This window comes from Pseudovibrio sp. Ad26, from assembly GCF_001623285.1.
Classification (GTDB): Bacteria; Pseudomonadota; Alphaproteobacteria; order Rhizobiales; family Stappiaceae; genus Pseudovibrio; species Pseudovibrio ascidiaceicola.
In genome coordinates this window covers 12369-35842 of sequence record NZ_LMCE01000004.1, presented here as the reverse complement: position 1 = coordinate 35842, position 23474 = coordinate 12369, and the positions used below count along the sequence as shown (strand labels likewise).

The following is a 23474-nucleotide window of genomic DNA, read 5'->3' as shown; positions in this document are numbered from 1 at the left end:
ATCGTTGTTACGGTGCAGAAATAAAACTGAGAGTAGGCTCGGGTTCGCCCGAGTCAGTCCTTAGGTCGAATTTCTGGTTTGGTAAGATCATCCAGATTGGAGCAGAGAAAACATGAGCTCGCAAGGCATGAAAGACATTACAAAAAGCCGTAGTTCCAAGCTTTTGATTGGCCTCACAATTGTTGCACTCGGTCTGAGTGTTTCTGCTTGTGGGCGTAAAGGCAGTTTGGAAACGCCAAGCCAAGCTCGGGCGACTGCAGATGGTGCACCGCCACCCCTGAATGATGCTCCTGCACCTGAGATTCCTGGAGACAAGGACGAAAGTCTGTTTCTGGATCCGTTGATTGGTGCAGATGAGGATGATCCCGACTTCAATTTTTAGACTGGTTCGCTAAACCCTTCGGGGCAGGGCCAGTGCAGAGGACCTACATTGCATTACTTTGAGTTCAAGGATGGCGTGCTTCACGCTGAAGACGTTGCGCTGACTGAAATTGCAGCGGAAGTTGGAACCCCATTTTACTGCTATTCCCGCGCAACATTTGAACGTCACTTCAAGGTTTTTGATGGTGCGTTTGATGGAATAGATCATCTGACCTGTTATGCAATGAAGGCGAACTCCAACATCGCTATCTTGACGGTGTTGGCCAAACTTGGCGCTGGTGCGGACGTTGTTTCTGAAGGGGAACTGCGTCGTGCGCTGAAAGCGGGCATTCCTGCAAACAAGATTGTGTTTTCCGGCGTTGGTAAAACTCGTCAGGAAATGCGTTTTGCGCTGAATGCCGGCATCCTGTGCTTCAATGTGGAATCCGAGCCTGAGCTGAAGCGACTTTCTGCTGTTGCTTCCGAGATGGGTAAGACTGCGCCGATTTCTCTGCGCATCAACCCGGATGTGGATGCAAAGACCCACGCCAAGATCTCTACCGGTTTGGCTGCGAACAAGTTTGGTATTGCCTGGGACCGTGCACGCGCTGTTTACAACGAAGCTGCGCAGCTGCCGGGCCTGAAAGTGACCGGTATGGACATGCATATCGGCTCTCAAATCACTGAGCTTGGGCCATTCGATGATGCTTTGGAACGCCTTGGTGTGCTGATTGGCCTGCTGAAGGAAGATGGCATTGAGATTGACCACCTTGATGTAGGTGGTGGTCTTGGCATTCCTTACGGAAGCGGAATTGAAGCGCCTCTGCCTACTGAATATGCGAAGGTTGTTCGTAAACACATTGAGCGCCTTGGCGTGACGCTGATTACCGAACCGGGCCGCTTGATTGCTGGTAATGCAGGTATTCTCGTTACCGAAACGATCTACCGTAAAGAAGGTGAAGCGAAGAACTTCGTCATCGTGGATGCCGCGATGAACGATCTGATCCGCCCAACCCTTTACGAAGCGCACCATGATATTGGTGCAGTAAGTGAAGAACGCCAGAACGGTGAGCAGATGATGGCGGACATTGTTGGCCCTGTTTGTGAGACTGGCGATTATCTGGCTCGCGACCGTGAAATGCCGAAGTTTGAGGAAGGCGACCTGCTGGCCGTTTATTCTGCTGGTGCTTATGGTGCGACCCAATCCGGCACTTACAACACGCGTCTTCTGGTGCCTGAAGTTTTGGTTGATGGCGACAAGTTTGCGATCATTCGTCAGCGCCCGAGTTACGATGAGTTACTAAATCAAGACGTTGTGCCGAACTGGGTTGAAAAGGCTTAACTCTGTTTGAAAGCCCCTTAGGTTTGCCAGATTGCTGATCTACGTTAATCGCCGTATGCTCAAAAGAAAAAGCAGGCGGCGATTAGCGAGGCCTTTGTGACCCATCAGAATGAGAATGGCGGCAATAAAAACCTAAAGAATGCCATAGCTTCCGCAAGTGAATTGCGAGAGCATAAGAAGCGTTATGGCGAAGGGTCCGGGCTATTCGGCCTGTGGCAGTCCCTGTTTTCTCAAAGATTATCCTACCGATTGAAAAGGCTGGCTTTTAAAGCGCAGCTTTATTTGTTTTGGGAGCGATTTTGGCCCGCCATACAGGTGCCGCTTATTGTGGCGTGCCTGTATGTTGCCGTTAGCTTTTTAGGGTTGTGGCAGCTGCTTGGGTTTTATGGCTCTGCCGCTGGTTCTATCCTGTTTCTCGCTGTTTTCATTTGGAGTTGTTACCCGCTTTTACGTCTGAAGCTTCCCGGCGAAGCGGAGGGGCTGCGCAAAGTTGAGCTTGCCAGTGATTTGCCGCACCGACCTTTGCTCTCCTACAAGGATGAGCAGGCGACCGGGATGGATGACGAAGAGGCGCTTGCCTTATGGTCTGCGCACCAAAAGCGGTTGCGAGAACGGCTCAAGAATCTGCGCGTTGGGGGTGTTAATCCGCGCGGCTTTGCCAAAGATCCTTATGCTCTGCGTGTTTTCGCGGTTATGTTGCTGATGGTTGGATATTCCGTTTCGGATGCGAACCGATGGTCTAGCCTTTTGGCACCGTTCCAGTCTCAGGGTGTGGGAAGTGTTTTACCTGCTCGCATTGATGCGTGGGTGACGCCGCCTGCTTATACGGGTGAGGCGCCTGTCTTCCTGAGCGGAGATGCCAATCAACTGCGGGATTCCCGAGATGCGCTTTCCATTGCCAGTGGCAGTGAGGTGTTGGTGCGTGCGCAGGGCACAGGTGAGTTCTCCGTTGTTTATTTTTCGCGCCGCGGACAAGAGGTTTTGGAACCGGAACGTGTTCAACCGGGTGCTGGTGAAAGCTCTGATGAGCTGAAAACCACCGAATGGCGGTTTCCGTTGAACTCAAGCGGGCGCTTGCAGATCCTTCAAAATGACTCTCCGAAATATTCCTGGAAGATTGCGATACGACCTGACTTGCCGCCGCGCATTCGTTTGTTTGATGATCCGGAAGAGCAGCTTTCCGGCAGTCTCAAGCTGACTTATCTGGTGCAGGATGATTACCGCGTGGTTTCTGCCGAAGCCATTATGGAGCAGGTTCAGCGCGGGGATGCGGATAAGGCGGGCCGATCTTTGGTGGAGGCGCCGCGGTTTAATCTGAGCTTGCCGCCCAAGGATGCCAAAATGGCGGTTGGGCAGACCTTTCAAGATCTGACGGCCCATCCATGGGCAGGTTCTGAGGTGGCTCTTGTACTTGTTGCTCGTGATGAAGCTGAGCAAGAAGGACGCTCGCAGCCCGTCTATATCAAGCTGCCGGAGCGCCGCTTTAATAAACCGTTGGCGCGTGCTGTTGTTGAGCAGCGCCGTAATCTGGCAATGAACGTTGAGAGCTACCCGCAGATGGTGGATGCGCTGGATATGCTGATGATTGCGCCGGAGCGGTTCATTGATGATGCAGGGTCTTATCTGCCTCTGCGGTTTGCTTATGCCGAGCTGGTTGCCGCCGAAACAGATGAGCAGCTGACAGACATGCTGGATGTGCTTTGGAATGTGGCGCTGACGATTGAGGATGGTGGCTTATCTGCTGCTGAGCGAGCTTTACGTGAGGCACAGGAGGCTTTGCGGCGAGCGTTGGAGCAGGGCGCATCAGAGCAGGAGATTGCTGAGCTGATGAGTGATCTGCGCAAGGCGCTGGATGATTACCTGAAATCCATGGCCCAGCAAATGCGCGAGAACCCTCAGCAGCTTGGTCAGATGCCGATGGATGAGAACTCTCAACAGATCACGCCACGGGATCTGGATGACATGTTGCGCCGCATGGAAGAACTGGCGAAAACCGGTTCGTTAGAAGCAGCACGCGAGTTGCTGGCGCAAATGCAGCAGATGCTGGAGAACATGCAAAATGCGCAGCAACAGCAGCAGGCGCCGAGCCAGCAGCAACAAGAGATGTTGCAGGCTTTGGAAGACTTAGGCGAGATGATCCAGAAGCAGCGCAATTTGATGGATGAAACGCATAAGTTTGATCCGGACAGCCAGCAGCGTCGACCCGGTCAGCGCAACGATCAGCAGGATAAGCGTGGTCAGGGCGGTGAGATGACCAGCGAGGAGGCTCAGCAGGCCTTCCGCGAGTTGCAGCAGCAGCAGCGCAACCTCTCTGATGACCTGCAGAAGCTGCTCGACAGCATGGCAAACAACGGCGCCAAACCGAGCAAGGATCTGGATAGTGCTGGTAACTCCATGGAGGATGCTGGTGATGCGCTTGGTGCACAACAGGCTGATGAGGCCGTTTCTGAGCAGAGCCAGGCTCTGGAATCCCTGCGCAAAGGTGCTCAACAGCTCGCAGAACAGCTTGCTGGACAGGCTGGTGGGCGAGGGCAGGCAACCAATTCTCCGCTTAACGAGGATCCGCTTGGTCGTATGCGCCGCGTTGAGGGGCCGGAGTTTGGTAGTCAGGTGAAAGTGCCGGATGAGATTGAGGTTCAGCGTGCGCGGCGTATTCTTGAAGAGCTGCGTCGCCGACTTTCCGATCCAGACCGCCCACAGCTTGAGTTGGAGTATCTGGAGCGACTGATGAAGCGGTACTAATCAGCGGTTTCTGGATGCTTTAATGAAGGGTTAGAGAACTAGATTGACCGCGACGCTGGTCCTTCCGGTTTTCTTTGCCATTTGGTGGCTCCTTCATTGTGACGCCTGCTTTAGCTCTTATACTTTCCTCTATGAGCACAGATCAAAACAAACCCGAAGCTCTGGCGCACATCATTGAAGAAGTGATGGATGACTGCATAAGGGTGTTTGTGCTGAAGGGGCTGGATGCCTGCTCCATGGAAGATTTTTATGAGGCATGTGGGCCACACCGAGCCTATGTGGAACAACACTATACGACCAAGCATGAGTTTTGTGCGGCGGTTATGCTGTGGTGGCTCAACAGCATATTTGCTGAGCTGAAAAGCACGATTTCACTACACTCCAACCTGCATTCTGCCATTGAAGCGGTGCTTTATGAGTTCATCGATATCTGTGTTGGTCATCGTGAAAGCAAGCACGGCGATAAGTTCTGTGTGCTCGACAATATGGCGTTGTTTGATGAGGAGCTGCTGGCAAAGTTTGCGATGTACTATCAGGAGGGTGTGAAGCACTTTCGCTTGAAGTTCATGGATCTGAAGAGTGAGTTGCGAGACCCTGATGACATAGAAAAGCTTTTGATCTTCTATGTGATGATCCTTGAGGGGCTTTATGTCCTGATCCGGCGCGGGTTCTCTCGCAATATGCTTTTCGAGTACGCGGATATGAGCCTGCATACGCTGGAATTTTACGAGAAATGCTCCTCTGACAAGGCTACTGATTAAAAGGCTGCAGGCAGCATATTGGGGAATGGAGCAGCTGCCTGCGTGGATGTTTGGTATGAGCGGCGGGCTTTAGGCTACCAAACCTTCATCAAAAATCGCCATATCGCTGTTTGAGATTGTGTGGCGAAGAGCTTTCAGCGGCTGATACTCTTCGTCATTATAAAAGCCTTCAGCGTGTGCTTTTGTTGGAAACTCCATGAGGATGAAGCGACCATCGGGGAGATTGCCTTCAGTAGCTTCCAGATTATCGATGATAGAGAGTGCTTTACCGCCGTGGCGTGTGAGAATGGCGTGGGCGTTTGGTAGATAGTCTTTTGAATGAACTTCAGTGTCCTCAACACGAACCCATGAAATCATATAGGCTGGCATGGTCTTTTCCTTTCCTGCTTGATTTGCCTGTTGAGCTCAATCTAAGTCTGGCTCGGATGAACTCAATCAGGCACTTTCAGGTAACCATGAAAGAAATTTGGATATGAAACAGATCAGCCATGAGAAATACACCCTGGATTGCCCAAGCCGTCAGTTGCTGGAGATGCTTTCTGACAAATGGGTGCCTGCGCTGATCATCATTCTATCCGAAGGTCCGCGCCGTCCGGGTGATCTACAGCGTTCACTGGAGGGCATTTCCAAGAAGATGTTGCGGCAAACCCTCAAAAATCTTGAGATATGGGGCCTTGTAGACCGGCAGGATTACGAGACTGTGCCGCCTCGCGTCGAGTATGCGCTGACGGATCTGGGGCTCAAGTTCATGGAGCCTTTGGCCCTGTTATGTCATTGGGCAGCACAGAATGGAGATGATGTGTTTTCGATCTACAGCAAGAAACTCGCAGCAGCTGGTAAACTGGAACTGCCTGAAGATGTTGATGGTGGCTTAACTGCTCACCATTTGCCGCAGTAGCTGCTGCGCAAGTGTGAGTGCTGGGTCGTTGCCATGCCGGATATCTTCTGACGTTGGCATAACCGGATAATCTGGTTGGATACCCACGCCTTCGAACCTTGTTCCATCCGGGAAATCAGCGCGCTTTGCAGAAATGGTGAGTTGTGTTTTTGGCAGCGGGGCTTCGAAGTAGGGCTGTCCGGTTGAGCCCGCGGACGCTTCTCCAACGATTGTTGCGCGACCGGAATGTTTTAGCGGGATTAAGAGGTCCTCGGTTGCTGAGCCGCTACCTACATCAATCAGAATGATAAGCTCTCCCCGAAACGGTGTTGCGCTAGCCGGGAAGGCTTCGTCCTTTGTGAGGAGACGCATAGGTGTTGTTTCACGGCAGGCCGGGATCGGCTCCAGGCAAAGCTTTGGCCTGAAAAACAAAACGCGACCGCTCGGAGGAGGGATCGCGTTTCTTGAAACTTTATTGGGGAAGGCTTTAAGCAAACGCGGTTTGCTGAGAGCCTTCTTCTTCTGCCAAGGCAGTGGTGACGGCTTTTCTGACTTCCACCAGTGAAAATGGTTTTGTCAGAACGTCCTTCACGCATTTGCCGACTTCTTCAGAGCGTTCACGCTGGTCTGCGTAACCGGTCATCAGAAGGATTGGCAGGCCCGGATAGCGAGCGCTACTTTGCATAGCAAGTTCGATACCGTCCATCTCCGGCATTCTGATGTCGGAGAGCAGAAGGTCAAACTTGCCCTGCTGTTGCAGCAGTACAAGAGCGGCTTCGGCGCCATCTTCTACGGCGGTCACTTTGTGCCCGTCCAGCTCCAATGCACGTTTTACAAAGGCGCGGACCGCATCATCGTCTTCCGTCAGAAGTATGTGAGCCATTATAGCCCCCCTAGTTAGTCGTCACCTTCCTGCGGCACGTAGCCGATGAATGGCAACTGTCTCCATGCATGCCCCATGTCCATACCGTAGCCGACAACGAATTTATCCGGACAATCGAAGCCCGTGTAATCCGATTTAACATCGGCTTTTCTGTGGTTCGGTTTGTCCAGGAGTGCAGCAATCCGGACAGACTTGGCTCCACGTGCGGCGATCATGTCGCGTGCAAACTTCAGAGTGCGGCCAGATTCGAGAATATCATCGACCAAGATGACGTCTCTTCCGGTCACGTCGCTTTCGATATCGCGGAGGACTTTTACCTCTCCTGACGACACCGTTCCACTTCCATAACTTGAAAGGTGTAAAAATTCCATTTCCGGAACGGAACCTGCTCTGTGCAAAGCACGGGCAAGGTCAGCTGCAAAAATGAAGCTTCCTTTCAAGACCGCTACTACGAGGAGATTGTGAGGCTTGTCCTGTGAGATAGCTTCTGCGACGGCTTTTACGCGTGCCGCGATTGCTTCTTCATCAAACAGCACGCGGATTTCCGGGTTACCGGTCATCTAATGCTCGCTCTTTTCTTTTGGCGCTCAACAAAGCGCAATTGAATGTCGGCGGCTCGCTCTGGCGGATTGTTTAGCCGAGCTCTGAACCGGGTTTTATCACCTGGTGCAAGCCAGTCTTCTCTTGGCTCAACAATCCAGGAGTGTATCTCTTGCGTGTCCAGTGAGCGCAACGCCAGCTTAATCGCCGGAATATACGTCTCGCTTCTTGTAATATTTTCTACAGAACCTTCCACAACAAGCACGACGGAACCGTCGTCCACCTCACGGAAGGTTCTCAGATCCTTAAATACAAGACCACGCAGATTTACGGTCATACCAGCCAACTGGTAAAGACCAGCCAAATCGGGGAAGGTTCTTACAATTGATTCACGGTAGTGCACAGCTGAAAAACAGAGTGCTAGTGAAGCAGCAAGAAGACTTGCGCCCAGCAGGCCTTTCGCGCTTATAACACCTGATTTGCGGGATGACTTAGTTTTTTTTCTAGATCTTCGGTTGGACTTCTGAGAGGCGCCTTCAGATTTCTTCTTCTCGTCGGATATGTCATCCTCAGAACCCGCTGATTCCTCTGATGCCTCATAGGATTTGCTGGCTTTGTCACCTGACTGAGTGCTGGTGTCCTCACCCATAGAACCGCTTGAAACTGAAGGTTCTTCTTTGGGTTTTCCTACAAGGTCTTCTTCTGAAAACGCTTCGTGACGGTCCGCTTTGTCGCCGATGCCAGCCCAATCTTTTTCATCAAAGTCTTCGGAGAAAGAGGGTTCCTTGCGATCATCATCGGGTGTTGAATTGTTGTGTACTTCCGGCTCTGCATCAAGTGCAGTGCCCCAATCGTCCTCTACCTCAGGTGTAACCTGCCAGATATGATTGCAGCTGGCGCATTTTACTTTGCGGCCAGTCTCTCCAATTTTGTCCGTGGGGATCTCATAGGCAGTATTACATTGAGGGCAGATAATTTTCATCGAGTGCGGTCCAAAAGCGGATTACCTTTAAAAGGAATGGTCAAGCCGCTTAAATCCTTCATTTTCTAGCGTATTCCTTTCCGAAAGCGGAAGGAAGCTGTCAGGAATACGTCTCAGAGCCACCAAATATGCAATGTACTCACAAGTACTCAAATGCGCAGGTTTTGACCAGCCTAAATACAGGTACTTCACGTCAGGTTGAGTGACTAGAATTTATTCTATCTGAAGTATGAGGACCTCTATATCCTTAATGAAGTGTTAATTTATTCGAGGGATATCCAAAGGAACAGGCTCGCATAAATTTGCAGGGGTAAGTTCAGTCAAAAATTGAACGCGAGAAAATTATTTTTTAGAGTGATTTGCACGAGTTTGGCCTCATTTTTCTGATAAGGCGAAACCTCACGTCTGCTAGGGGAACTTTCGGTGATACGCTTTGAGAATGTGGGACTTCGGTATGGCATGGGCACTGAAGTACTTCGGGATTTGACCTTTTCCATTGAGCCGCAATCTTTTCAGTTTCTCACTGGTCCTTCAGGTGCGGGCAAAACAAGTTTGCTGCGCCTGTTATTCCTTTCTATGCGCCCCACTCGCGGGCTGATTTCAGTTTTTGGCAAAGACACTACCAAAATCGCAAAGGCTGAGCTGCCGTCCATGCGCCGCCGGATTGGCGTGGTGTTTCAGGATTTCCGTTTGCTGGATCACCTGACCACCTACGAGAACGTGGCGCTGCCTCACCGTGTTGCGGGGAAATCCGAGGCAGAGTACCGTCCTGATGTGATTGATTTGCTGAAGTGGGTGGGACTTGGTGACCGTATGCATGTGCTGCCGCCTGTTCTTTCTGGTGGTGAAAAGCAGCGTGCTGCTATTGCGCGGGCGTTGATCACGCGGCCTGAAGTTTTGCTCGCGGATGAGCCGACAGGTAACGTGGATCCTCCGCTTGCCCGCCGTTTGTTGCGTTTGTTCATTGAGCTGAACCGGCTTGGCACTTCCGTGGTGATCGCAACCCATGATTTCCATTTGCTGGAGCAAGTGGAAGCTCGGCATCTTATCCTCAACGACGGGCGGTTGGCTGTTCATGACTGATACTCAGCAAAGACGAGAACCGCCAATGTCTGGCCCGAAGTCGGGGCCAAAACGCGCGCCTGCTGGACAAAAAAGGCCTAGCAGACCGCGGAAAGGGCCGCCAAAAGGCAAGGGTGGTCGCCCGGTCAAAAAAGCGGCGGGTGCAAAACCTTCTGGTTTGCGATTCAAGCTCAAAGCGAGGCCTGCTCCGATTGTACCGCCGCAGGCGATCTCCGGTCAGGCCTTGATGCTTGTTGTGGCGATCATGAGTTTTCTGGCCTGCCTGACCGTTGGGTTTGTGGCCATCGTCAATGATGCGGCGAATGACTGGACGAATGATCTGGTGCGCGAGGTCACTGTGCAGATCCGTCCTGCGGATGGCGTGAACATGCTGCAGGAGATTGATCGCACGTTGGCTCTTGTTCGCGAGTTTCCCGGTGTTGGGGATGCGCGTGCGCTCTCTGATGAGGAAACCAAGGGATTGCTTCAGCCCTGGCTTGGGGCCGGGCTTGAACTGGAAGAGCTTCCGGTTCCGCGTCTGGTTCTGGTGGAAATAGATGATCCTGAGTTGCTTAATCTGGCAGATATGAAGGCAAAGATTGAGCAGGATATTCGTGCAGCCTCAGTAGATGATCACCGTGTCTGGAACCGTCAGCTTTCAGCTATGGCGAACACAGCGGTGCTTGTGGGTTTTGGTATTCTGGTGCTCGTGCTGTTTTCCATGGTGCTCTCCGTCATTTTTGCGACGCAGGCTGCAATGTCCGGTAACAAGGATGTGGTTGAGGTGCTGCACTTTGTTGGTGCGGAAGTTAGCTTTATTGCCTCCGAGTTTCAGCGTCACTTCCTGGTGTTAGGGCTTAAAGGCGGGGTCATTGGCGGTACGATTGCTGCACTGAGCTTTCTGGTCATCGGTTTCTTTGGCAGTTCAGACATCACTTCCGTCAGCGGTAATCAGGTTCAGGCCCTGTTTGGGGCGGTGCAGGTGAGTGCGATCGGGTACGTTGGAATTGTTGCCGTTGTGGTGCTTGTTGCGGTCTTGACCGCCCTGACGTCTCGTCTGGCTGTCCACAGACATTTGGCAAATATGGATTAAGTGTCGTTTTCTTCCCATTTTCGCCAGTTCTGATATGTAGTCAGGAAAATATTCGTTCAGGTTTGTGGCTATAAGCATTGTAGCGACATCATGGAGCATTCTTTGAATACGCGCGACACAGCGGCTAAATTTAAAGCACCCGGTGAGCAAGAGCCGGTACCAGCCAGCGTTGATAAACGCTCTGGCCGGAAGTCGTTTGTCCGGCGCAGTGTCCGTTTCTTGTTTTTGTTGTTTCTGATTTGCTCTGTCGCTTTTGCAGCTGGCTTCCTGTGGTTTGTGGAAGTTTTGCAGCCCGCTGTGCAGGCCGTTGTACCCAAACATGCTGATGGCATTGTTGTTTTGACTGGTGGTCGAGACCGGATTTCGCAAAGTCTGGATCTTCTGGAAGTGGGAAGCGCGAAGCGTCTTTTGATCTCTGGCGTTCACCCATCAACCAGTGCGAAGCAGATTGCGCGGCTTAATTCCAAACGGATGTGGTTGTTTGATTGCTGCGTTGATCTGGACCGAAAAGCGCTCAATACCATCGGGAATGCCGAGGAAACGGCGAACTGGGTGCGAAAAAATCAGTTCAGCTCACTGTTGGTCGTTACCAGTGCCTATCACATGCCTAGAGCGTTGGCCGAATTGCAAGTTCGCCTGCCGGATGCTGAGCTTTACCCAAGCCCTGTCTACCATAAAGAGCTGGATTTAGAGCGTTGGTATGAAAGTTCTTCGATAACAAAGCTTCTCCTCCGCGAATATGTGAAGTATATCCTCGTTCGGCTGCGAGTTGAGCTGGACGCTGTATTCCCTGTAAGACACTCCTCTTAATTTCGTAAGATGGAATCTGAATTCACCTTGGCATAGTGCTGGGTGGAAATGGTTGTGAAGGTCCTATGCTCGTCCTGCGTTCCGTTCTTTTTAACGTGCTTTTTTACATCAGCACCCTGATCATTATGATCGCATGTATGTTTTTGTTTATTCTTCCTGTCCGGTATTGCTGGTGGCTGCTGCCATTTTGGTGCCGTGTAGAGAAGTTTTTGTTGCGTTGGGTTGGTGGTGTAAAATCTGAGATCACAGGCCTCGAAAATCTGCCAGATACGGGCTGTGTCATCGTTTCCAAGCACCAGTCTGCCTGGGAAACGTTTGCGCTTGCTGAGTATTATCGTCAGCCTACGTTTATCTTGAAGCGAGAGCTGCGCTGGGTGCCATTCTTTGGTTGGTATCTGATGAAGTTCCGCCAGATCCCTGTTGATCGCGGTAAAAAGGGTAAGGCCCTTGCTGCCATGGGTAAGAGAGCTGCTGAGGCGATTGCGGAAAATCGCAATATCATCATCTACCCTGAAGGAACACGCCGTCCTGCTGGTGCTGAGCCACAATACAAATATGGTATAGTGCACCTTTATAAGACGCTGAATTGTCCGATTGTTCCGATTGCTCTTAACTCAGGTGTTTATTGGCCGCGTCGCCGCTTCTTCCGTTTCCCTGGCACGATCAAAGCAGAGATCCTTGAGCCTATTCAGCCAGGCTTGCCACCGGAGGAATTCTTCAAGCTTTTGCAGGAACGGATCGAGACTGCCTCTGACCGTTTGCTGGATGAAGCGGAAAAAGATACGCCGGATAACATTATCATCAAAGAAGCTCGTGTACTGCAGGCAGAATATAAGAAAAAATAAAGATTTTGCGTGGAAATCAGATGTTTCAAAGGAAGAAAGCCGCCTTTGCCTTAAAGGCGGCTTCTTTTTTTGACAATGCTCTGGCTTAACTTGTAACATGTTCGCAGTTTGTTCTATAAAGTACTATGGGAAATAGCAGGAGAAATCAGGAGAGTGCGTTGCAGTACTCATTGTTTGATGATCGCTTGCCAAGTGGCAGGTCTCCACGCGTGTCAGAGGAGCTAGGTGCTGGCAGCCAGTTTAAATACTGGTCTGGGGCATCCGGGCATCGTTACCTCTTTACCCGGATCTCTCCGGAAGAGGTTTCTGACTATGCGGAGAACCTTGTTCTGATCACAGACAAGAAGAGCGAAGCCGTTGTCTGGCTCGGGTTTTTGGGTATGTCGAATGAAAAGACCCCAATGCCTGCGCTGAAACCTTCGCAGGGTGCATACGTACATCTTCTGGCAGAAGACAGCGCGGAGAGGGATCGCGCTCACAATGATCTGCGTACGGGGATCTTTTCTTATATCAAGCAGGAAGACGAGTAGTCGAAACCTGAGGTTATATCGAGAGTTGTCGTGCCAGCCATTCTACGTTCTGGTCTTTAATACCCATTTCCTTCATATGCGCGTGAGTGTTGAGTACATACTCCGGATTTGCGCCAGACTGACCCACAGCCCCCTTTACAATCTGCAATTGGTCTTTTAGCGGTAACGCACCTGCATATTGCTCGTGTTTCTGGTCTGCAACGAATGTGACTGCACGAACTTTGGTGCCTTCCTCGTCCAGCAAACGGACACGGCGGTGTGTTTCCAGATACACCATGGTTTGCTGTTCACGCTCGCGGAGATACCCAAGTGTGTGCTGCCAGTTTTCTGGTGAGACCCTGAATGCTATGCCGATGCAAGCACCGCCTTTATCCAGCCCAAATACCAGTCCAGGGTTGTCTTGAGTCCCGCGATGAACCCATGAATACACACAGAGAGATCTATGAACGCCATGCAAGATTGCGGGGACTGCTTGCTCGAAAGTAAAGCCAGGGCGCCAAATTAGTGAGCCGTAGCCAAATATCCATAAATCTCGCATAACTATTTTCTCGTAGAATTCTTTGAGTGACACGCCTATCAGGCTCGTAATCAGCATGCAACTCACAGCACTGTGTGAGGGTAACGGAGAGTAGATGACTGAACCAAAAGTATCCCGGCCTCCAAGAAAGTCGGCGTATTTCGTTTTGGCGATCCTTGTCGCCTTGATTATTGGCGGGTGGTCCGCCTATTGGGCAGTTGGGCGCGGTATTGTTTCTGACGTTATTCGCAATGGCGTGAAGGTTGCTGAAGCAGACGGCGGAAGTCTTGAATGTGGTGACCAGCAACTTGGCGGTTATCCGTTCCGATTTGAACTGACCTGTACCCCGTTCCGCATGGACAAGAACGGAGAGTGGTATTTTATCAATGAGTTACGTGGTGTAGCGCTGGCTTATAACCCGACCCATGTGATCTTTGAGGCGACTGGCCCTGCTGAGGCAAACTTTGGCCAGCAGGGGCCTGCATACTCTGCGCATTGGAAAACGGCTCAGGCGAGCGTGGTGGCTGAAAACAGTAAGCCTGCTAAAATTGACGCTGTCTTTAAAGAGCCGAAGCTGACCTACACCATTGGCGAGCAGTCTGTTGAGCTGAATGCTGAGCGGACAGAAGCGCATATGCGCCGCGTTGAAGGCAATGAGGACGCGCTTGATCTGGCTGTGCAGGTCAATGGCCTGACAGCAGGTAAAGTGTCTGATGATGTGCCGCTAGATATCAGCCTTGTTATTCAGTTGCCGGAGGGTTCAAAGCTTCTGGACGGCAAAGTTCGCAATATTGCTGATTTGATGGTTGATGAAGAATTAAAGGTCAACCTCTCCAGCTTGCAGCTGAAAAGCGGCGAGTTTTCCGTCAACACGGGTGGTGATCTGGTGATTGACCGTCAGGGGCGTTTGAATGGAACGCTGCCACTGGTGATCACTGGTATTCATCAGCTGGAGGATGTGTTGCGACCATTGTTCCCACAAGGCTCCAAGATGCTTGAATCGCTGCAAAAGACTGCGATGAGTATTGGGCAGGGAAGTGCGGTAAATGGCGTGCCGACGCTCAAGATCCCAGTGACCATAGAGAATGGGCGTGCTCGTATCGCGTTCTTTGATCTGGGGCCTGTGCCTCAGCTGATCATAAAAGAAAGCGGCTCGTAAGAGCCGCTTTTGGTTTATGCGAGAGCCAGACGGTCAATCGGGACGATGAAGCTGTCTTTGTCGTCTGGTTCTGCCAGATTTTCAAAGAGGCTGTTGTCGACCTTGTTTTTGTTTGGCACCAGCCAGCGGACGTGAAGCCAGTCACGTTCTTTACCGATCCTGGAGATTTCTTCCACGAGAGTGCGACCAATGCCGGTATGGCGGTGGTTCTGCACGACGTAGATATCATCCAACTGGCCAATGCGCAGGCCAGAAATCAGGTCTGGAATGTCAAAGAAAGCGGCAAACCCAACAAGTGTTTCGCCTTGGAATGCACCAATGATTTCGATGGACTTGTCTTCGAGCAGGCGCTCGGAGAAGACTTCGTCCGGGCGACGTGGAGCACCGCGCTTGAGAGCTTGAGCATTCTCTGCAATGAGAGGGGCCAAGTCTGGCGCGTCACCGGGTTTTAAGGCTCTAAAAGAAAGATCAGCCATTATACCTCTTCCCGTTCCTTCGTTTGATTTTGCGTTATAGAGTGACCCCAAAAATCCGTTAAAATCAAGGTGTGAAAGTCTCATAGGGCTTGGATTTTTGTGGGATGCCTAATTCCTGAGACTGGTTTGATTTTTATCGATGCCATTATTGCGGCCAAAGACCTAGTGTTTGACGGTTCAAAACTGGCAAATAGCACGAATGGTGAGTAGTGAAGGCGGGTTGAGGCCTCTAAACTCAGCCTGATTTTGCAACGCAACAGGAAGTGCCATGTCTAGCTCAGAGCAAGTTCACAGTATCAGACCGCGTCGAAGTGCGCTTTACATGCCGGGCTCAAACGCACGGGCATTGGAAAAGGCCAAAGGGCTGAATGTGGATGTGCTGCTGCTGGACCTTGAAGACGCCGTTGCGCCTGATGCCAAAGAGATGGCGCGTACTCAAGTGTGTGAGGCTGTCGCTGGCGGCGGTTATGGGTATCGTGAGCTTGTTATTCGCATCAATGGTATGAAGACCCCGTGGGGTCAGGAAGACCTGAGAGCAGCTGTTGCTGCCAAGCCGGATGCTGTGCTTCTGCCGAAGGTGGAAAGCCTTGCCGATATCAAGCCTGTTGCGGATTATCTGACTGAGCAGGGGGCTGATAGTGTTCGTATCTGGGCGATGCTTGAGACGCCGGGTGCTATCCTCAATGCTTCCGAGATTGCAGAGGCTGCCAAGGATCCGCATAACCGTCTGGACGTGTTTATTATCGGCACCAATGATCTGAGCAAGGAGAGTGGTGCCAAGATCTTGCCGGGTCGTGCTGTCTTGATGCCATGGCTGATGACCTTCCTGGCAATCGCGCGTGTTGGTGGTGCGGATATTCTGGACGGTGTTTACAACAACTTCTCTGACCTTGAAGGCTTTGCGGAAGAATGTAAGCAGGGTGCCGAGATGGGGTTGGATGGTAAGACCTTGATCCACCCCAAGCAGCTTGGACCTTGCAACACTGCCTTTGCGCCAAGCAAAGCGGATGTTGAGTGGGCGAAGAAGATGATTGCCGAGTTTGAATTGCCAGAAAACCAGAGCAAAGGTGCTGTGCAGGTTGACGGCAAGATGGTTGAGCGTTTGCATGCAGATATTGGCCGCAAAACGGTTGCGATTGCTGAGGCTATCAAACGGCACGTGAACGCGTAAATTTGAACTCTGCGCACGTTTTAACCTCTGGTATCTGATAGGTGTGGCTGGTAGGTTCCCGCCCACACTCGAAGAATTTAAAGGAATAAACATGCGCCTTTACCGCCTCATCACCGAACCGGATTCTGCAAAGTTTTGTCACCGTGTTACTGAAGCGCTCAACAAAGGTTGGGAGCTTCAGGGCTCGCCAACCATGACTTATGACGCAACTCAGGGCCTTACCATTTGTGGTCAGGCTGTGGTCAAGCATGTTGATGGTGAGAAGTACACGCCAGAGACCAAGCTCGGCGCTTGGTAAGTTAATCTGTTCAAGGCCTGCAGCAATGCAGGCCTTTTTCGTTATAAGCTTCGGTTGCTTAACCGAAGTTGTTTGAAGGAGCGTGGAGCAGTGAGGTAAATTCCTGCCGCAACGTGGTGTCGGTTTTAAAGTCCCCTTCGAAATACCGTGTAACCATTGAAACGCCCGGCTTACGAATGCCTCTTGTGGTCATACACATGTGGGCTGCTTCAATGATGACTGCGACCCCGCGTGGCTCAAGCGCTTGCCAAATTGCATCACCAATCTGAGCGGTGAGGGTTTCCTGTATCTGCAACCGTTTAGAATACGTCTCCACAACGCGAGCAAGCTTGCTGATGCCGACAACGCGGCCAGCAGGCAAATAGGCAACATGGGCTTTGCCGATGATAGGGACGATGTGGTGTTCGCAATGAGATTCCAGACGCATGTTGCGCAGGATGATCAAGTCATTGTAGCCGTCGGTTTCTTCAAAGGTTTGGGTGAGCAGTTGCTTGGGGTCTGTCTCATAACCTGCAAAGAAATCCTCGTAGGCGCGGGCAACTCGGGCTGGCGTGTCAATCAACCCTTCGCGCTCCGGATCATCTCCTGACCATTCGATCAAGGTTTTTACAGCGGCTTCAGCATCTTCCCTTGAGGGGCGTTTGCGTGCCTGATCTTTGGTCGGCGTTTCGCTCAACAGCATACTTCTGGTTCCTGATGGGTGGAGGTATGCTGATATTATTGTAATAGTATAACATTACAATCAAGTGGATTGTTGTAGAATGGCTTCTAAAACACCCCGATAAATAGCTCTAACGCGATGATGATGGTTTGGGGAAGCTTGCCAGAAGTTGGTGAGGCCAGGACCCGCATTCAGCTCCAGAACATTAGCGGATGCATCGTTTTTGCTGAGATCATCACAAAGGATGTCTACGCCTGCATAGCGTAGGCCACACACACGCGCAGCTTCCACGGCCAGGTTTTTGAAGCGGTGAGAGGCGAGGTCGGTTACGTCGACGGCTTCTCCGCCCGTTGAAAGGTTGGCGTTGGAAAGAAGCTGAAGGAATTCTCCATCGGGTAGCACGGACGTCAGATCGTAGCCTGCTGCCTGAATGGCTTTAAGGATGCGGGGATCGTTACTTTCAATCTTGTAGCCACCGCTTCTGGTGGTGAGGGTTTTGATCTTGTTAGCCAAGAGTTCTGCGATAGGGTGAGAGCCGTTTCCGATAAGGGAGAGAGGGCGCCGTTCTATGATTGCCAGAATGGTTCCATCAAGCACAATCACGCGATAGTCGCGGCCTGAGACAGCTTCCTGAACCAGCATGCGATCGTTGGATCGTAAAGCGTTTGTCAGGTGGGCGTTGAGTTCCGCCTCCTCGGAGATCTTTTGAACACCGACGCCTTGGGTACCTTCATTGGGTTTGATGAAAACCGGATAGCCGAGTGACTGGGCGATATCGCCTGCTTCTGTAAGCGTGTTCAGGCTTTTGGCGACATGCGGGTTGGCGGTGCTGAGTTGCCTGATGGCTTTGTCTGAATGAATGAGCTTGAAGTCTGGGGTTGGTAGACCGGCATCTTGCAAGAGGCGACCGCAAAAGTCTTTGTCCCGTGCGGCTTCTCCAGCGGCATAACTGTTAAGTGCGAAGGCTCCGCCCTTGATGGGGAAACGCATGCCGCTGCCTGTTTCTATGTAACCGAAATAGAAGAACTCGCTGTCGAGGGCGAGTTTGATGCCTTTCTCCTGACACAACTCGGCGAGCAAGCGTGGGGCAAGAGGAAGGTTCGGGAGGTCAGGCGAAACAGGGATAAACTGCATTCAAATTCTCAAGCTAATAAAAAAGGAGCGCCGAAGCACTCCTCTTCATACATCAGTTTTTGTAGCAACGCTTTAGTTGTTACCGCGTCTTTGACGGGAGTTCGCAATGTAATCGATCTTGAACAAATCCGGATTAGTCGCGCCGTTTTCAGTCACGTCATAGATTGCAACAGAAGTGTCGTAACCCTGTGCGTCGCGTACGGTCCATTGCTTGAGCTTGTAGTTTCTTGCGTCGAAAATCAGCGTCAGGCGGCCAGATGTGAAACGGGTTTTGTCGTCGATCGCAATTGTGATGAGATCTGGCTCAACAACCACGTTGGTTACATTGGCGTCTGTCTTAAGGTCGATTTTATCAGCCAGCAGGAAGCGCAGAGGTGTCTGGGAAAGCGGCCAGATGTCCTGTGTCTGCAACTTACGGTCCTTCACTGAAACCATGCTGCCGTCAGCAATGATGTCGAGTGTAGAAGGCTTGTTGTAGTAGAAGCGGACTTTGCCCGGACGGCTGATGAAGAACTGCCCTTCAACACGTCCACCAGTTGGGCCAAATTGCACGAACTTGCCGTGCATGTTGCGGACGGAATTGAAATACTTGCTAACGGCGTCAATGGCTTGCACGTTAGTCAGCGCGACCGGCTGTGCCTGCTGGGCTGTTTGAGCGGCGGAGTGTTCCGCAGTTAGTGGGACAGAACCAATAAAAAGCGCTGCTGCAATTGCGAGGCTTTTGCCAATCCTACCAAAAGAGATCGCCTGAGATGCAATCATAAATATAACTCCGCTGTCAAAACTCGTAGAACAACCGTAAGGCGAGTTGATTAACTCTTCTCTAAATCCAGCTTGCGGTTATTTGTGAACCCTCATTCTGAAAGGCTATCGTTACCATAAGGCGAAGATGGGGCATATGCCTCAAATTCCATAAAATCGCCTAGAGATCTCCGAAAAGACTGATCAACTTTTCGGGAGTGTTTTACAGCAGTCTACCCGTGATTGGCTACAGGCAGACTGCTGCAAGATAAGTATCAGAACTGCTCGCCGTTTTCTGGGAGCAGGATTTCTCGCTTACCGGCATGGTTCGCTGGGCTGATCATGCCCTCTTGTTCCATGCGCTCGATGAGAGAGGCAGCGCGGTTGTAGCCAATTGAGAGGCGGCGCTGAATGTAGGAGGTTGATGCTTTGCGGTCTCTGGCGACGATTGCAACGGCCTGATCGAACAGGTCGTTGGTTGCGTTGCCAGAGCCTTGCGTCAGTGCATCGTAGCCACCTTCACCCTCGCTATCTTCAGTCACGTCTGAAAGGTAGGTTGGTGTTCCTTGCTCTTTGAGGTGTGAAACGATGTCTTCCACTTCATCATCAGCGACGAATGGACCGTGAACACGTTGGGTTCTACCGCCAGCAGCCATGTAAAGCATGTCACCCATACCAAGCAGTTGTTCTGCACCCATTTCGCCAAGGATTGTGCGACTGTCGATTTTGGACGTCACCTGGAACGAGATACGGGTTGGGAAGTTGGCTTTAATAGTACCGGTGATGACGTCCACGGATGGGCGCTGGGTTGCCATGATCAAGTGGATACCGGCAGCACGGGCCATCTGTGCCAGACGCTGGATTGCGCCTTCGATGTCCTTACCTGCTACCATCATGAGATCAGCCATTTCATCGACAACTACGACGATATACGGCATTTTCTCCATTGGCAGTTCTTCTTCTTCGAAGATTGGCTCGCCAGTGTTTTTGTCAAAGCCGGTCTGAACCGTGCGGGTGAAGCTTTCGCCCTTCTTCATGGCCTGCTCAATACGGGTGTTGTACCCGTCGATATTGCGCACGCCCATCTTGGACATTTTCTTGTAGCGATCTTCCATCTCTCGAACGGTCCATTTCAAAGCCACGACGGCCTTGTTCGGATCGGTCACAACAGGGGTGAGAAGGTGCGGAATGCCGTCATAAATGGACAGTTCCAGCATCTTTGGATCGATCATGATCATCTTGCACTGCTCAGGGGTGAGCCTGTAGAGCAAGGAGAGGATCATGGTGTTTACAGAAACGGACTTACCGGAGCCAGTGGTACCTGCGACGAGCAAGTGAGGCATGCGGGCAAGGTCGGCGATGACGGCTTCACCATTAATGGTTTTGCCGAGTGCCATAGCCAGCTTGGCTTTGGACGCGTCAAAGTCCTCAGAGTCCAGAAGCTCGCGAAGGTATACGGTCTCGCGCTTCGCGTTCGGCAGTTCGATACCGATGGCGTTTTTACCCGGAATAACGGCCACACGTGCAGAGATCGCGCTCATGGAGCGGGCGATGTCGTCTGCCAGACCGATGACGCGGGAAGATTTGATGCCTGGAGCTGGCTCCAGTTCGTAAAGGGTTACAACAGGTCCCGGACGAACTGCGATGATTTCACCTCGGACGCCAAAGTCACCCAGTACACCTTCCAGAATACGGGCGTTTTGCTCAAGTGCGTCTTTACTCAGGCGCTGTTTGCCGTCGGCTTGAGGCTCAGCGAGCAGTTCAATGCTTGGCAATTCAAACGGTGGCTGTTTGATAATTGCAGTAGATCTCTTTTCCTGAGCAAACGGGCGCGGTACAGAGCGCCCCGGAGCAGGGCGTGGCGGTTGTTGTTGAGGAGCCGCCTGCATTGGTGGTTCTTGCTCATCAGGACTTGCAATGCCGATCGGTGCATCTGGCTGAGGACCCAGATGGAGGTCTTCGCCCTCATGGTATTCTTCTGGTGCGAGCTCATATCCCTGTTCATCATAAACGGGTTCGCCTGCGGGAACGGGCTCCCACTGTTCTTCAGGATAGTGCTCGTTTGGTGCGGCATAATGTTGGGTGTTGTCGTGTTGCGGGTCAAACTGCACATCTGACCGCTCAGCCTGATCTTCCTGCTGATAATAATCGCTGAGGCCATCGTCTTCGACAGACATGAGTTTGGATGCTACTTTGCGTCTTAAACGAGAGACTAGGTTGTCTTTTTCAGCGGGCTCGTCTTCATCAGCTCCGTGCTCTTCCCACTGCTGATCTGCCTGTTGGTCTTGCTGTTCTTCTTCGTAGTATTCAGGCTGCTGAGGTTGGTTTGGATCATGCGGAGCTGTTGCATAATCTTCTTCCTGCCAATTTTGCTCAGTGACCAGCTTACGCTTGAAGACCGTGCGCTGGATCGCGCTGGTTGCCATGAGCTTCCAGTGGCTTAGTGCGCCAATAATTGCGTAGTAGCGGTTATTTTCGCCGTCATAGTCTTCCTCAGAATCTTCCGTAAACGGCAACGCTTCGTGAGGAGTGTATTCATCTTCAACGGCTTCGTCTTCGTTGAACTCTGCCGGGGTTGGGTCTTTGCCGATGAGACCAGCAGCGTAAGCTAATAGCACAATTGAAGGCAGACCAAGGCCGACAGCACCGGTCAGGGTTCTCATGCCGGTTGAGAGCTCTGGCAGGATTGCGGTTGGAACGGAGAAAATCCAGTCGCCGAGGAAGCCACCAAGTCCTGTTGGCAGTGGCCAGCTTGAGGGAATTGGAATGGCCGCCAGACCACCTGCGAATAGCACGGTTCCGACAAGCCATGTCAGGAAGCGTTTGCGGGTGACGCCGGATGTGTATTTGAGAGACAGGCGCCATCCCCAGAGGAAGATGGGCACCAGAAATACGGCTGTTGCCAGCCCGATTGTCTGCATCAGAACGTCTGCAACAATGGCTCCTGTTTGACCCAGAGCGTTATGAATCTCCGCATTGGTTGCGTGATTCAAGCTTGGGTCATCCGTTGACCATGTTGCGAGGGCTGCCGCCACACAGAGACCGATGACGAGGATCACCGCGCCACCAATGACGATTATGTTGCTTTTGATAAAGCGCTTGATCGGGCTCTCTGTATCAGCCAGTGAAACAGAGTTTGCTTTTGGTCGTTGCATTGCAGCAGCCTGACGCATTCAATTACTCCAGAGAGTCCAAAATTCTTCGGAAAGCTTCCTTGCTGACTTCCAAAGATTCAACGAGGGCGAGGCGGATGTATTTATCACCGGGGTTGGAACCGTCCGGCATATCCGAGGCGATGTAAGCTCCTGGGAGGGACTTCACGCCCACTTCGCGCCATAGCTTTTCAGCGATCTGTGTTCCAGAACCCCAGCGGGAAACATCCAGCCAGAGGAAAAAGCCGCCATCTTTACGTACTGAGCCAAATAGAGGAGATAGCATTTCCTCTGCGGCATCGTACTTTTCGTTATAGAGGCGGCGGTTTTCGAGCACGTGCCCTTCGTCACCGAACGCGCGAACAGCGAGCGCCTGCACAGGCATTGGAACCTGAGGCGCTGCAACATTGCGGAAATCGGCGAAGAATTGGATGAACTCTGGATCTCCGGCAGCAAAGCCACAGCGTGCGCCTGGGAGGTTGGAGCGCTTGGACAGTGAATTGAACGTCACAACATTTTTCAGCGTGCCATCAAGAGCTTCTGCAGCCTCCAAAATGCCTGTTGGAGGCGTGTCGCGATAGATCTCAGAATAGCACTCATCAGCGAAGAGCAGAAAGTTGTGTTTGCGTGCCAGTTTGATGAGCTTTTGCCAATATTCCATAGGCGCAACGGTGCCTTGTGGGTTGGCGGGGGACGCGAAATAGAATGCGACGGTGCGGTCGAGCAAAGCTGGATCGATAGCATCCAGATCAGGCAAAATTCCGTCGGCTGGTTCTGGCAAAAGAATTTCGTCAGCGCCCGCAATATGAGCGCCAGCACCGTAGGATTGGTAAAACGGGTTCGGCAGAATAACAGCCGGTTTGCCGTTTTTCTTCAGATAGTCGCGAGCGCAAACACAGCCAAAGACAAGTCCTTCGCGAGAGCCGTTGAGCGGAATAACGCTTTTGTCCGGATCGAAGGCATCAGAGAGTTGAAAACGGTTTTTAACCCATTTGCCAACAGCTGCACGGAATTCATCTGTACCACGAATTGCAGGATACTTGCGGAAACCGTTCTGATTTTCTTCAAGCACTTCAATGACGTAGCTTGGAGGTTCATGACGCGGTTCACCGATTGTCATGACAATTGGATCAAGACCCGGTTCGATTCCAGCGAGCTGCTGATTCAGCCGCTGAAACGGGTTTCCTCCGCTAGATTTTTTCTCAATTTCTTTCGTGGACACAAGAATTCTCGCAGGATTGATTTACAACAAATGCTCGGAGCACCAAAACTCTAGTGTTTTTTGGTAAATTGGCTGTTAACCAATTTACTGTGCGCTAAGCTGAATAGGTGTTTCTT

25 protein-coding genes are annotated in these 23474 nt (G+C 51.7%); 13 read left to right on the top strand and 12 right to left on the bottom strand.

All coding sequences use genetic code 11. The features are described from left to right. The first annotated feature begins 112 nt into the window (after positions 1-112). From PsAD26_RS00985 to PsAD26_RS00970, 4 genes are all read left to right on the top strand, one after another. Complete coding sequence (locus tag PsAD26_RS00985) at positions 113-382, top strand: lipoprotein (protein WP_063308919.1); 270 nt, start codon at positions 113-115, stop codon at positions 380-382. Between the two features lie 48 nt (positions 383-430). After that, on the top strand, positions 431-1702 hold the full coding sequence (gene lysA, locus PsAD26_RS00980) for a diaminopimelate decarboxylase (protein ID WP_063308918.1): 1272 nt from the start codon (positions 431-433) through the stop codon (positions 1700-1702). 96 nt (positions 1703-1798) lie between these two features. Beyond that, the gene (locus PsAD26_RS00975; RefSeq protein WP_063308917.1) at positions 1799-4444 is read left to right on the top strand and encodes a TIGR02302 family protein; all 2646 of its coding nucleotides are present in this window, start codon (positions 1799-1801) and stop codon (positions 4442-4444) included. Positions 4445-4575: 131 nt separating this feature from the next. After that, on the top strand, positions 4576-5205 hold the full coding sequence (locus tag PsAD26_RS00970) for a TetR/AcrR family transcriptional regulator (protein ID WP_063308928.1): 630 nt from the start codon (positions 4576-4578) through the stop codon (positions 5203-5205). A 69-nt stretch (positions 5206-5274) separates the two neighbouring features. Here the strand turns inward: PsAD26_RS00970 and PsAD26_RS00965 are convergent, their stop codons facing one another. Further along, positions 5275-5574 carry a DUF1330 domain-containing protein gene (locus PsAD26_RS00965; RefSeq protein ID WP_063308916.1) on the bottom strand — a complete coding sequence of 100 codons (300 nt, stop codon included), beginning with the start codon at positions 5572-5574 and terminating at the stop codon, positions 5275-5277. Positions 5575-5677: 103 nt separating this feature from the next. Here PsAD26_RS00965 and PsAD26_RS00960 point away from each other — a divergent pair, with 103 nt between their 5' ends. Further along, complete coding sequence (locus PsAD26_RS00960; protein WP_084403523.1) at positions 5678-6103, top strand: helix-turn-helix domain-containing protein; 426 nt, start codon at positions 5678-5680, stop codon at positions 6101-6103. Here the strand turns inward: PsAD26_RS00960 and PsAD26_RS00955 are convergent. The 4 genes from PsAD26_RS00955 to PsAD26_RS00940 all read right to left on the bottom strand — a co-directional run bounded on the left by PsAD26_RS00955 (position 6077) and on the right by PsAD26_RS00940 (position 8487). Then, positions 6077-6454, bottom strand: coding sequence for a S41 family peptidase (locus PsAD26_RS00955; protein ID WP_063308915.1), 378 nt, complete (start codon positions 6452-6454; stop codon positions 6077-6079). The genes PsAD26_RS00960 and PsAD26_RS00955 overlap by 27 nt on opposite strands. Before the next feature lie 115 nt (positions 6455-6569). Then, positions 6570-6965, bottom strand: a complete 396-nt coding sequence (locus PsAD26_RS00950; RefSeq protein ID WP_063308914.1) for a response regulator — start codon at positions 6963-6965, stop codon at positions 6570-6572. A gap of 14 nt (positions 6966-6979) precedes the next feature. Continuing rightward, positions 6980-7525, bottom strand: coding sequence for a hypoxanthine phosphoribosyltransferase (hpt, locus tag PsAD26_RS00945; RefSeq protein ID WP_063291253.1), 546 nt, complete (start codon positions 7523-7525; stop codon positions 6980-6982). Next, a complete protein-coding gene (locus PsAD26_RS00940) occupies positions 7522-8487 on the bottom strand; it encodes a zinc-ribbon domain-containing protein (RefSeq protein WP_063308913.1) in 966 nt (321 codons plus the stop codon). Before PsAD26_RS00940 ends, hpt begins: the two co-directional genes overlap by 4 nt. A 423-nt stretch (positions 8488-8910) precedes the next feature. On the opposite strand from PsAD26_RS00940, the gene ftsE reads away from it, so the two are divergent. From ftsE to PsAD26_RS00915, 5 genes are all read left to right on the top strand, one after another. Then, a complete protein-coding gene (gene ftsE, locus PsAD26_RS00935) occupies positions 8911-9570 on the top strand; it encodes a cell division ATP-binding protein FtsE (protein ID WP_057464653.1) in 660 nt (219 codons plus the stop codon). Continuing rightward, a complete protein-coding gene (locus tag PsAD26_RS00930) occupies positions 9563-10642 on the top strand; it encodes an ABC transporter permease (RefSeq protein ID WP_208985442.1) in 1080 nt (359 codons plus the stop codon). The genes ftsE and PsAD26_RS00930 overlap by 8 nt, the downstream gene beginning before the upstream one ends. A 102-nt stretch (positions 10643-10744) precedes the next feature. Beyond that, positions 10745-11452 (top strand): YdcF family protein, encoded by a 708-nt coding sequence (locus tag PsAD26_RS00925; protein WP_208985441.1) that lies wholly within the window; start codon positions 10745-10747, stop codon positions 11450-11452. Positions 11453-11661: 209 nt separating this feature from the next. Continuing rightward, positions 11662-12297, top strand: coding sequence for a lysophospholipid acyltransferase family protein (locus tag PsAD26_RS00920; protein ID WP_208985440.1), 636 nt, complete (start codon positions 11662-11664; stop codon positions 12295-12297). A 158-nt stretch (positions 12298-12455) separates the two neighbouring features. Then, on the top strand, positions 12456-12827 hold the full coding sequence (locus tag PsAD26_RS00915; RefSeq protein WP_208980588.1) for a hypothetical protein: 372 nt from the start codon (positions 12456-12458) through the stop codon (positions 12825-12827). A gap of 13 nt (positions 12828-12840) precedes the next feature. Here PsAD26_RS00915 and PsAD26_RS28680 read toward each other — a convergent pair whose 3' ends face one another. Continuing rightward, the gene (locus tag PsAD26_RS28680; protein ID WP_084403524.1) at positions 12841-13365 is read right to left on the bottom strand and encodes a gamma-glutamylcyclotransferase; all 525 of its coding nucleotides are present in this window, start codon (positions 13363-13365) and stop codon (positions 12841-12843) included. 94 nt (positions 13366-13459) lie between these two features. Here PsAD26_RS28680 and PsAD26_RS00905 point away from each other — a divergent pair, with 94 nt between their 5' ends. Beyond that, positions 13460-14503, top strand: a complete 1044-nt coding sequence (locus tag PsAD26_RS00905) for a DUF2125 domain-containing protein (protein ID WP_057464657.1) — start codon at positions 13460-13462, stop codon at positions 14501-14503. 14 nt (positions 14504-14517) lie between these two features. Here PsAD26_RS00905 and PsAD26_RS00900 read toward each other — a convergent pair whose 3' ends face one another. Next, on the bottom strand, positions 14518-14979 hold the full coding sequence (locus PsAD26_RS00900; RefSeq protein WP_063308909.1) for a GNAT family N-acetyltransferase: 462 nt from the start codon (positions 14977-14979) through the stop codon (positions 14518-14520). Positions 14980-15247: 268 nt separating this feature from the next. On the opposite strand from PsAD26_RS00900, the gene PsAD26_RS00895 reads away from it, so the two are divergent. Further along, positions 15248-16150, top strand: coding sequence for a CoA ester lyase (locus tag PsAD26_RS00895; RefSeq protein WP_063308908.1), 903 nt, complete (start codon positions 15248-15250; stop codon positions 16148-16150). Positions 16151-16241: 91 nt separating this feature from the next. Continuing rightward, the gene (locus PsAD26_RS00890) at positions 16242-16448 is read left to right on the top strand and encodes a DUF1737 domain-containing protein (RefSeq protein ID WP_057464660.1); all 207 of its coding nucleotides are present in this window, start codon (positions 16242-16244) and stop codon (positions 16446-16448) included. 58 nt (positions 16449-16506) lie between these two features. Here PsAD26_RS00890 and folE read toward each other — a convergent pair whose 3' ends face one another. The 5 genes from folE to PsAD26_RS00865 all read right to left on the bottom strand — a co-directional run bounded on the left by folE (position 16507) and on the right by PsAD26_RS00865 (position 23358). Beyond that, positions 16507-17130: a GTP cyclohydrolase I FolE gene (gene folE, locus PsAD26_RS00885; RefSeq protein ID WP_063308907.1), complete on the bottom strand. Its 624-nt coding sequence runs from the start codon at positions 17128-17130 to the stop codon at positions 16507-16509. Positions 17131-17190: 60 nt separating this feature from the next. Beyond that, positions 17191-18243, bottom strand: a complete 1053-nt coding sequence (locus tag PsAD26_RS00880) for a cyanophycin synthetase (protein WP_063308906.1) — start codon at positions 18241-18243, stop codon at positions 17191-17193. Between the two features lie 72 nt (positions 18244-18315). After that, positions 18316-19005: an outer-membrane lipoprotein carrier protein LolA gene (locus PsAD26_RS00875; RefSeq protein WP_057464662.1), complete on the bottom strand. Its 690-nt coding sequence runs from the start codon at positions 19003-19005 to the stop codon at positions 18316-18318. Positions 19006-19259: 254 nt separating this feature from the next. Beyond that, positions 19260-22157, bottom strand: a complete 2898-nt coding sequence (locus PsAD26_RS00870) for a DNA translocase FtsK (RefSeq protein ID WP_063308905.1) — start codon at positions 22155-22157, stop codon at positions 19260-19262. Between the two features lie 4 nt (positions 22158-22161). Beyond that, complete coding sequence (locus tag PsAD26_RS00865; protein ID WP_063308904.1) at positions 22162-23358, bottom strand: aminotransferase class I/II-fold pyridoxal phosphate-dependent enzyme; 1197 nt, start codon at positions 23356-23358, stop codon at positions 22162-22164. Positions 23359-23474: the final 116 nt, after the last annotated feature.